Annotated in this window: 8 protein-coding genes; 5 read left to right on the forward strand and 3 right to left on the reverse strand. The window is 74.6% G+C overall.

Annotation, left to right across the window (positions count from 1 at the left end; translation table 11 throughout):
* Positions 1–140: 140 nt before the first annotated feature.
* From ABD317_RS29275 to ABD317_RS29285, 3 genes are all read left to right on the forward strand, one after another.
* The gene (locus tag ABD317_RS29275) at positions 141–1,106 is read left to right on the forward strand and encodes a LuxR C-terminal-related transcriptional regulator (RefSeq protein ID WP_027757388.1); all 966 of its coding nucleotides are present in this window, start codon (positions 141–143) and stop codon (positions 1,104–1,106) included.
* 258 nt (positions 1,107–1,364) lie between these two features.
* Positions 1,365–2,123, forward strand: coding sequence for a S1 family peptidase (locus ABD317_RS29280; RefSeq protein ID WP_344293617.1), 759 nt, complete (start codon positions 1,365–1,367; stop codon positions 2,121–2,123).
* 305 nt (positions 2,124–2,428) lie between these two features.
* Entirely contained in the window at positions 2,429–3,088 is a 660-nt protein-coding gene (locus ABD317_RS29285; RefSeq protein ID WP_344293619.1) for an HNH endonuclease family protein, read from the forward strand.
* A gap of 43 nt (positions 3,089–3,131) precedes the next feature.
* Here ABD317_RS29285 and ABD317_RS29290 read toward each other — a convergent pair whose 3' ends face one another.
* Genes ABD317_RS29290 through ABD317_RS29300 form a run of 3 tightly spaced genes read right to left on the reverse strand, consistent with a single transcriptional unit; the run spans position 3,132 to position 6,373 of the window.
* A complete protein-coding gene (locus ABD317_RS29290; protein ID WP_344293622.1) occupies positions 3,132–3,884 on the reverse strand; it encodes a YqjF family protein in 753 nt (250 codons plus the stop codon).
* Positions 3,885–3,934: 50 nt separating this feature from the next.
* Entirely contained in the window at positions 3,935–4,450 is a 516-nt protein-coding gene (locus ABD317_RS29295) for an O-acetyl-ADP-ribose deacetylase (protein WP_344293624.1), read from the reverse strand.
* Between the two features lie 57 nt (positions 4,451–4,507).
* The gene (locus ABD317_RS29300; RefSeq protein WP_344293626.1) at positions 4,508–6,373 is read right to left on the reverse strand and encodes an ABC transporter ATP-binding protein; all 1,866 of its coding nucleotides are present in this window, start codon (positions 6,371–6,373) and stop codon (positions 4,508–4,510) included.
* An 89-nt stretch (positions 6,374–6,462) separates the two neighbouring features.
* Between ABD317_RS29300 and ABD317_RS29305 the strand changes: the two genes are divergently transcribed.
* Positions 6,463–6,918, forward strand: coding sequence for a MarR family transcriptional regulator (locus tag ABD317_RS29305; protein ID WP_051438690.1), 456 nt, complete (start codon positions 6,463–6,465; stop codon positions 6,916–6,918).
* 13 nt (positions 6,919–6,931) lie between these two features.
* Positions 6,932–9,018: FAD-binding and (Fe-S)-binding domain-containing protein (locus tag ABD317_RS29310; RefSeq protein ID WP_344293629.1), on the forward strand; the 2,087-nt coding region annotated here is incomplete at its 3' end.

The raw sequence follows: 9,018 nt of genomic DNA on the forward strand, positions 1-9,018 counted from the left end.
GGAGGGCCGTCACGGCAGCGCGGAGGTGCTGGGGAAGCCGTCGGGAGGACATGATCAGGTCTTACCGCGGGCGACCAGCGCCGCGGAACGGATCCGCCTGGCGTCTTGTCGCCACGTCTATAACTGGCCACCATGGCCGGATGCTTGAGGTCCTGGGGGTACCGCCGTACGCGGAGTCCGTCTACCGCGCGCTGCTCGCGGCGCCCGGCCGGACCGTCGCCCAGCTCGCCGGCGAGCTGGGCCGCTCCGAGCGCGCGACGCGGCGCGGCGTGACGGAGCTGGCGGAGCTGGGCCTGGTCAGCCGGCTGCCGGGGCGCCCGGTGCGGCTGCTGGCCACCCGCCCGGACACCGCCGTCGACCTGCTCGTCGCCCGGCGCCGCCGGGAGCTGGGCGAACTGCAGCGCAACGCACGGGCGCTGGCGGCGACGCTGAGCACGGGCCGGCAGCCCGACGAGCTGCTGGAGATCCTCACCGGCCGGCAGGCCATCGCGGAGCGCTTCGCCCAGCTCGTCCGCGGCTGCGAGCGGGAGCTGCTGGTCTTCGACCGGCCGCCCTACGCGGCCGACGCGACCGGCTCCGAGGAGGGGGTGACGGCGCGGCTGCACGAGGACGTGGTGGTGCGCGGCATCTACGCCCCGGAGTCGCTGGAATACCCCGGCGCGCTGGCGGCGGCGCGGCGGGCGGCGGCCAACGGCGAGCGGTCGCGCGTCCATCCGCAGGTGCCGATGAAGCTGGCGGTCGCCGACCGGGCGCTGGCGCTGCTGCCGATCGCCCTCGACGACCAGGTGGACAGCGCGCTGGTGATCCGCCCGTGCGCGCTGCTGGACGCGCTCGTCGGCCTCTTCGAGCTGCTGTGGCAGCAGGCCGCGCCGCTGCTGCCGCAGGCCGCGCCCGACCGGCCGTCGTGTTCCGACCTGGGGCTGCTGACGCTGCTCGCGGCGGGGGTGAAGGACGAGGCGATCGCCCGGCAGCTGGGCGTGAGCCCGCGCACGGTCACCCGGCGGGTGGCGGAGCTGCTGGACGAGCTGGGTGCCCGCACCCGCTTCCAGGCGGGAATTCTGGCGCAGCGCCGCGGCTGGCTTCCGGACCCTTCACCCCGCGACTGAGCGAGCCAATTCCCGCTACCCAGCGCGCCTTTCCATTATTCGACGGCCATACCGCCGCGTTATGCAAGCGATTTCTTCACGCGGGCCCGGAAACATTGATTCCGGATGTTGAACGTGCAGGTCAGCGCCGCTGGTTGAGGGGAGGTGAATTCACGTGCCGGCCCGGTGCGCTGTTTACGTTCCTCAGGATGCGCGCTTACTCTCGTGCGATCCCCTTCGGCAGGAACGCACCGAAGTCCCCATGGGAGGAACACGCGAATGAACAGACGAATACGCCCCCTTGCGCGGCTCGGCGCGTTAACGGCCGCCGTCGCGGCCGTGCTGTCGATGTCGGGCGCGGCCGTCGCCGCCGACTCCCCCGGTCCCGCGACGCCGCCGGGCACGCGGCTCGTGGGCGGCCAGCCGGCCTCCGAGACGTACTCCTTCATGGTGTCCCTGCAGAGCGCGTCCGGCGGCCACACCTGCGGCGGCAGCCTGGTGGACCCCGCGTGGGTCGTCACCGCCGCGCACTGCGGCACCCCGTACCGGGTCCGGATCGGCACCACGGACCGCACCTCCGGCGGCGAGGTCCGCCGGGTCGTCGAACGGCGCCAGGTCGCCGCCGACATGGCCCTGCTGCGGCTCGGCTCCCCGTCGACGAAGACGCCCGTCCCCGTCGCCGCCGCCGCGCCGCCCGGTTCGGCGACCCGGCTGATCGGCTGGGGCCAGACCTGCCCGACCCGCGGCTGCGGGGCCCCGCCGGTGCGGTTGCGGCAGCTCGACACCACGATCCTCGGCGACCGCTCGTGCGCCGGCATCCGGGGCGCGTACGAGCTGTGCGTCAACGGCGGCGGCGGCCGGGGCGCGTGCTACGGCGACTCCGGCGGCCCGGCGGTCGTCGGCGGGCCCGGCGACTGGCGGCTCGTGGGCGCCACCAGCCGCGGCACGGCCGGCACCTGCGCCGTCTCCCCCGCGATCTACGGCGACGTGACGTCCGTGAAGGCCCGGATCGACGCGATCATCGGCGGCGTCCGCTAAGCCGCCGCACCACCCCGCCCCACCCCCGCATCCGCCTCCCCGGCGCCCGCCGGCCCCGCACCCGCCACCGAACTCCCGCGCCCCCGGCGACGGTCCGCTCCCGTCGCCGGGGGCGCCGTCCGTTCTCGAACGGCCATCCGGGCGTCGAACTTCCGTGCTTCGGAGTTCATTGTCGTGGGCATGTCTACACGCGTCGACAGTCGCGCCGGCGGAACGGTTCCGCGTCACCCGCGGGGCGGTTCGCGTGCGGCCGTCGGTGCTCTCGCCCGATCGCAGGTGCCCGTCCTCACCCCACGGAGGCCACGTTGCTCAGATCGTCAGCGATATCCGCCCGCGGCTGGACAGCCGTTCCCGCCCTCCTGGCGCTCGTCCTCGGCGTCGCGCTCGGCACGGCGCCGCCGGCGTCGGCGTTCCCGCCGGACGTGCCGCCCAAGTCCCAGGTGCAGTCCGAGCTGAACAGCCTGACCGTGGCCGGCGAAGGCTCGATGTCCGGCTACTCGCGCGACAAGTTCCCGCACTGGAGCGCCGTCTCCGGCAACTGCAACACCCGCGAGACGGTCCTCAGGCGCGACGGTGACAACGTGACCGCCGGCGCGGACTGCTACCCCGACTCCGGCAGCTGGTACAGCTACTTCGACGGGGTCACCCGCACCTCGCCCGCGCAGATCTCCATCGACCACGTCGTGGCCCTGGCCGAAGCCTGGCGCTCCGGCGCCAGCGGCTGGAGCACCTCCCGCCGCGAGGCCTTCGCCAACGACCTCACCGGCCCCCAGCTGATCGCGGTGACCACCGAGGTCAACAGCTCCAAGGGCGACCGCGACCCGGCCGACTGGAAGCCGCCGCGCACGAGTTCCTGGTGCGGGTACGCCAAGTTCTGGATCCACACCAAGTACCGCTGGAACCTGAAGATCGACTCCGCGGAGAAGTCGGCGGTCCAGAGCATGCTCAACCGCTGCTCCTACTGAACCGCCGCGCCGGGGCGCCCCGCGGGCCGGGGCGCCCCGTGCGCTACGGGGCCGGGGCCCCCGCGGGCCGGACCGGGCGGCCGAGGCGGACCGGGACGCCCGGCGAGTACAGGACGCTCACCGGCGCGCCGTCCGGCGCGGGCAGGCCCGCCGCCGCGATCAGGTTCTCCTCGCACTCGACCAGCTCGGCGCGGTGCAGCGGCCAGCGCGGATGCTCGTTGGGCAGGTAACCCGTGGTGCGGAAGAACACGTGGTGCAGGCCCCAGCGCGCGGTGAGGAAGTGCTCCAGCTCCGTCGCCTCCCGGATGCGCTCACCCCGGCGCACGGTGAGGCGGCTGTACGCGCCCCGCGGCCCCGGCCAGCGGCGGGAGCCGGTGTAGCGGACGGTGTCGCCGGCCCGGTGCACGGTCATCCGCGACCACAGGTACGGCAGTCCGAAGCCGAGCCTGCCCACCACCACGGGCACCAGCCGGGCGGCGTCCATCGACCGGAACACCACGCCGCGCCGCCCGTGTGCGTCGACCGAGTACAGGCGCACGTTGGTCTCCGGGAAGGTGCCGAGGTACGGCACGCCGGGCAGCCGGAGCCATCCGACGCGGTGCATGCGGAACGCGACGAGCCCGACGTACGTGACGCCGTCGAGCGTGTCGGGCACCGTCCCGCCGGGCAGCAGCGGCGCCACGGCGGCGGGCTCGACGGCCCAGTGGACGAAGGCGAGGTCGAGCCACTGCTGGGTGAGGAGCGGGGAGCGTACGGCGTGCGGGGCGTCGGGGGTGACGGTCGCGGGATTCTGCACGCCGCCAGGATGGCAGTGGCCGCCGCCGCGCGGCAGCCCGGGCCCGGCGGTCAGCCGAGCCGCCGGGCGAACGCCTCGTACGCCCGGTCGTCGAAGAGGACGAACCGCACCTCGTCGAAGTCCCGCTTGTCGACGGCCTCCTGGACCGCGGCCACCGCGATCCGGGCGCCGTCGTCCAGCGGCCAGCCGAACGCCCCCGTGGACACCGCCGGGAACGCGACCGTGCGGGCGCCCAGTTCACGGGCGACGGCCAGCGACTCGCGGTAGCAGGAGGCGAGCTGCCCGGAGCGGTCCTCGGCCGTCGACCACACCGGGCCGACCGTGTGGATCACCCAGCGGGCCGGCAGCAGACCGGCGGCGGTGGCCACCGCCCGGCCGGCGGGCAGCCCGTCGGGGTAGGCGGTGGCGCGCAGCTCCCGGCACTCCGCGAGGATGCTCTTGCCGCCCCTGCGGTGGATGGCGCCGTCGACGCCCGCGCCGCCGAGCAGCGCGGAGTTGGCGGCGTTGACCACCGCGTCGACCTGCTGCTCGGTGATGTCGCCGCGGACGGCCGTGAGCACTCCCATCCCGTCACCGTAGTACGGGCACGGGGCCGGCGCGCGGCGCCCGGGCCGTACGGCACGTCAGACCGGCAGCGACTCGCCCTCGGCGACCGCGACCGGGCCCGGACCGGCGGCCGGGCCGGCCGGCGTGTCCGCGGCGGCGGTGTCGGCGTCCCGCCGCACGAGCGCCGCGTACCGGCCGCCGGCCGCCATCAGCTCCGCGTGCGTGCCGAGTTCGGCGACCCGGCCGTCGTCGAGGACGGCGATCTGGTCGGCGCCGCGGATGGTGGAGAGCCGGTGTGCGATGGTGATCGTCGTACGGCCCTCGGCCAGCGCGTCGACCGCCTCCTGCACCGCGCGCTCGGTGCGGGTGTCCAGCGCGCTGGTGGCCTCGTCGAGGATGAGCACCGGCGGGTCGCGCAGGATCGTGCGGGCGAGGGCGAGGCGCTGCTTCTCACCGCCGGAGAAGCGGTAGCCGCGCTCGCCGACGAGGGTGTCGTAGCCGTCGGGCAGGGCGGCGATGTGGTCGTGGATCTGCGCGGCGCGGGCGGCGGCCTCGATCTCGGCGTCGGTGGCGTCCGGGCGGGCGAAGCGCAGGTTGTCGGCGACGGAGGCGTGGAAGAGGTACGTCTCCTGGGCGACGACGCCGACCGCGCGGGCGAGCGAGTCGAAGTCGAGGTCGCGCACGTCGGTGCCGTCGAGGGTGACCCGGCCGCCGGTGACGTCGTACAGCCGCGGCACCAGGTAGCCCAGCGTTGACTTGCCGGCGCCGGTGGGGCCGACGACCGCGAGGCTGCTGCCGGCCGGCACGGTGAGCGTGACGTCGCGCAGCGTCGGCCGGCCCGGCTCGTACGCGAAGTCGGCGTGCTCGAAGCGCACGTCGCCGCGGGGCTTGGCCAGCCGCACCGGGCGCTCCGGCTCGGCGATGTCGACGGGCAGGTCGAGGTACTCGAAGATGCGCTGGAAGAGGGCGAGCGAGGTCTGCATCTGCACGCCGGTGGCCAGCAGGCTGACGGTGGGCCGGAAGAGTCCCTGCTGCAGCGAGACGAAGGCGACGACGGTGCCGATGGTCACGCCCTGCCCGGCGGGCCCGGAAGCCAGTCCGGCGGTCCAGTAGATGACGGCGGGCATGGCGGCCATGACGACGCCGATGGCGGCCATCCGCCAGCGGCCGGCCATGTTGGCCCGTACCTCCAGGTCCACCAGGCTCTCGGACTCGTCGGCGAAGCCGCGGGTGAGGCTGTCGGAGCGGCCCATGGTGCGGCCGAGCATGATGCCGCTGACCGACAGCGACTCGGTCACGCCGGCGGCCATGGCGGCCATCTGCTTCTGCCGCTGCGAGGTGATCTTCTTGCGCTCGCGGCCGACGCGGCGGGCGATCCAGACGAAGAGCGGCAGCAGGAGCAGCGAGACGACGGTGAGCCGCCAGTCGAGCGCGAGCATGGCGACGACGGTCGCGATGACGCTGGTGGCGTTGGAGACCAGCGAGGTGGCGGTGGTGGTGACGGTGGCCTGCATGCCGCCGATGTCGCTGGCGATGCGGGACTGCACCTCACCGGTGCGGGTGCGGGTGAAGAACGCCAGCGGCATGCGCTGGAGCTGGGCGTAGACGCCGGTGCGCAGGTCGTGCATGACGCGCTGGCCGACGGTGGTGGAGATGAGGGTCTGCAGGACGCCGAAGACGCCGCCGAGCACGGCGACGGCGACCATCCCGAGCGCGAGCAGGCTCAGCAGGCCGGTGCGGCCCTGCGGCAGCGCGGTGTCGACGACCTCGCGGAGCAGGAACGGCGAGGCGACCGACACCAGCGAGGATGCGGCCACCAGCAGCCCGACCACGGCGAGGCGGCCGCGGTACGGGCGGAAGAGCGCGAGGATCCGGCGCACCTGGGCGGGCTGCTCCGGATCGGCGGGCGGTGGTGTCCACCCGTCGAGGGGATCGTGCGGCATGGGCCTCCTAGGAGAACGTGACGACTTATAAGAGGGTAGCTCACTGTTACCTATATACACAATGAACATACTCCTGATACGCTCGTGGCGTGTCCCAGTCGCCCCCGCCCCCCGCAGACGTGACCGGCCAGCTGGCCGAGCAGCTGCTGCTGCTCACCCGCCGGATCCACCACGCGCAGAAGCACCACTTCAAGCCCCTGGGCATCACGCCGGCCCAGTCCCGGCTGCTGCGCACCCTGGAGCGCCACGAGGAGCCGCCGCGGATGGCCGACCTCGCCGAGCGCCTCGGCGTCGTGCCCCGCGCGGTCACCACCCACGTGGACGCGCTGGAGGAGCACGGGCTGGTCCGGCGCGTGCCCGACCCGGCCAACCGCCGGGTCACCCGCATCGAGACCACCGAGGCCGGCCGCACGGCCCTCGCGGAACTGCACCGGGCGCGCCTCGCCGCCGCCGCGGACGTGCTGAAGCCGCTGTCAGAACAGCAGCGTGAAAAACTGCTGGGGCTCATCGCCCCCCTGGTCGGCACGCCCGGCCGCCCCTGCTGAGGAGTCCGTTTCCATGCCGCTGCTCCAGCCCAGGCCCTCGGCCCTGCGTCCCGGCCGCGGACCGGCGCCCGCGCCGGACCGGGTCGCCGACGACCTCGCCGCGGGCACGCCGGAGCCGCTGCGCGGCGAACTGACGGCGCTGCTGGGCGCGGAGAAGGTGCTGACGGGCGCCGCCGACCTGGTGCGCTACGCCTCGGACGCCAGCCCGTACCGCTTCGTACCGCGGGCCGTGGCCGTCGCCGAGACGGTGGCGGACGTCTCCGCCCTCTTCCGCTTCGCCCGCGAACACGGCCGGAAGCTCGTCTTCCGGGCGGCGGGCACGTCGCTGAACGGCCAGGCGCAGGGCGAGGACATCCTCGTCGACGTGCGCCGGCACTGGGCCGGTGTCGAGGTCCTCGACGACGCCGCGGCGCGCGTCCGGGTCGGCCCCGGCACCACGGTCGTACGGGCCAACGCCACCCTCGCCCGGCACGGCCGCGTCCTCGGCCCCGACCCGGCCAGCGCCATCGCCTGCACCCTCGGCGGCGTCGTCGCCAACAACGCCTCGGGCATGACGGCCGGGACCACCCGCAACTCGTACCGCACCCTCGCCTCGCTGACCTTCGTGCTGCCCTCCGGCACCGTCGTGGACACAGCCGCGCCCGACGCCGACGAGCGGCTGGCCGCGGCCGAGCCGGAGCTGTGCCGCGGGTTGCTCGCGCTCAAGGCGGAGATCGAGGCGGACGCGGAGCTGACGGCCCGTATCCGCGCCAAGTACGAGATCAAGAACACCAACGGCTACCGCCTGGACGCCTTCCTCGACGGCGCCACACCGGTGGCGATCCTGCGCGGGCTGATGGTCGGCTCCGAGGGCACGCTCGGCTTCATCGCCGACACGGTCTTCAACACCCTGCCGCTGGACCGGCACACCTCCACCGCGCTGCTGTTCTTCCCCACGCTACAGGCCGCCGCGGCCGCGGTGCCGGCGTGGGCCGCCGCCGGAGCGCGGGCCGTGGAGCTGATGGACGGCAACACGCTGCGCGCCTCGGTGAGCGTCGCCGGCGTGCCCGCCGACTGGGCGGAGCTGCCGAAGCAGACGGCGGCGCTGCTGGTGGAGTTCCGGGCGCCGGACGAGGCGGCGCAGGAGGCGTACGAGGCGGCGGCGGCCGGGGTGCTGGCGGGGCTGGACCTCGTGGCGCCGGTCGGGTCCGTGGCCGACGGCGGCAACGCCTTCACCCGCGACCCGGGCCGCATCGCCGGCTACTGGAAGGCGCGCAAGGCGTTCGTCACCGCCGTCGGCGGCTCCCGCCCGGCCGGTACGACGCTCATCACCGAGGACTTCGCCGTGCCTCCGGCCCGGCTCGCCGAAGCCTGCGAGGCGCTGCTCGAACTCCAGGCGCGGCACGGCTTCGACGCCGCCGTCGCCGGCCACGCCGCCCACGGCAACCTGCACTTCCTGCTCGCCTTCGACGCGGCCGAGCCCGCCGACGTCGAGCGCTACGCGGCCTTCATGGACGACTTCTGCCGCCTGGCCGTCGAGCGCTTCGACGGCTCGCTGAAGGCCGAGCACGCCACCGGCCGCAACATCGCCCCGTTCCTGGCGCTGGAGTGGGGCGAGCGGGCCACGGAGCTGATGTGGCGGATCAAGGAGCTGATCGACCCGAGCGGCGTCCTCGCCCCGCGGGTGCTCCTCGACCGCGACCCGCAGGCGCACCTGCGCGGGCTGAAGACCATCCCGCGGATCGAGGACATCGCCGACCCGTGTATCGAGTGCGGCTTCTGCGAACCCACCTGCCCCAGCCGCGACCTGACCACCACCCCGCGCCAGCGCATCGTGCTGCGCCGGGAGATGCTGCGCCAGCCGCCGGACGCGCCCGTCACCGGCAGCCTGCTGCAGGCGTACGGGTACGACGCCGTCGACACCTGCGCCGGCGACTCGACGTGCGGCCTGGACTGCCCCGTCGGCATCGACACCGGTCAGCTGATGAAGGACTTCCGGCACGCGCGGCACTCCGCCCGCGAGGAGCGCGCCGCCACCGCCACCGCCCGCCGCTTCGCCCGGGTGGAGCGCGGCTCCCGGCCCGCCATCGCCGAGGCGCGCCGGCTCGCCGACCGGGTGCT

The sequence above is a fragment of the Streptomyces synnematoformans genome (genome assembly GCF_039531005.1).
GTDB classification, from domain to species: domain Bacteria; phylum Actinomycetota; class Actinomycetes; order Streptomycetales; family Streptomycetaceae; genus Streptomyces; species Streptomyces synnematoformans.

Bases quoted from the DNA above. Each gene is read 5' to 3' on its own strand.
- ABD317_RS29280 (WP_344293617.1), top strand. From the start codon at position 1,365: ATGAACAGACGAATACGCCCCCTTGCGCGGCTCGGCGCGTTAACGGCC.
- ABD317_RS29300 (WP_344293626.1), bottom strand. From the start codon at position 6,373: ATGCCGCACGATCCCCTCGACGGGTGGACACCACCGCCCGCCGATCCG.
- ABD317_RS29295 (WP_344293624.1), bottom strand. From the start codon at position 4,450: ATGGGAGTGCTCACGGCCGTCCGCGGCGACATCACCGAGCAGCAGGTC.
- ABD317_RS29275 (WP_027757388.1), top strand. From the start codon at position 141: ATGCTTGAGGTCCTGGGGGTACCGCCGTACGCGGAGTCCGTCTACCGC.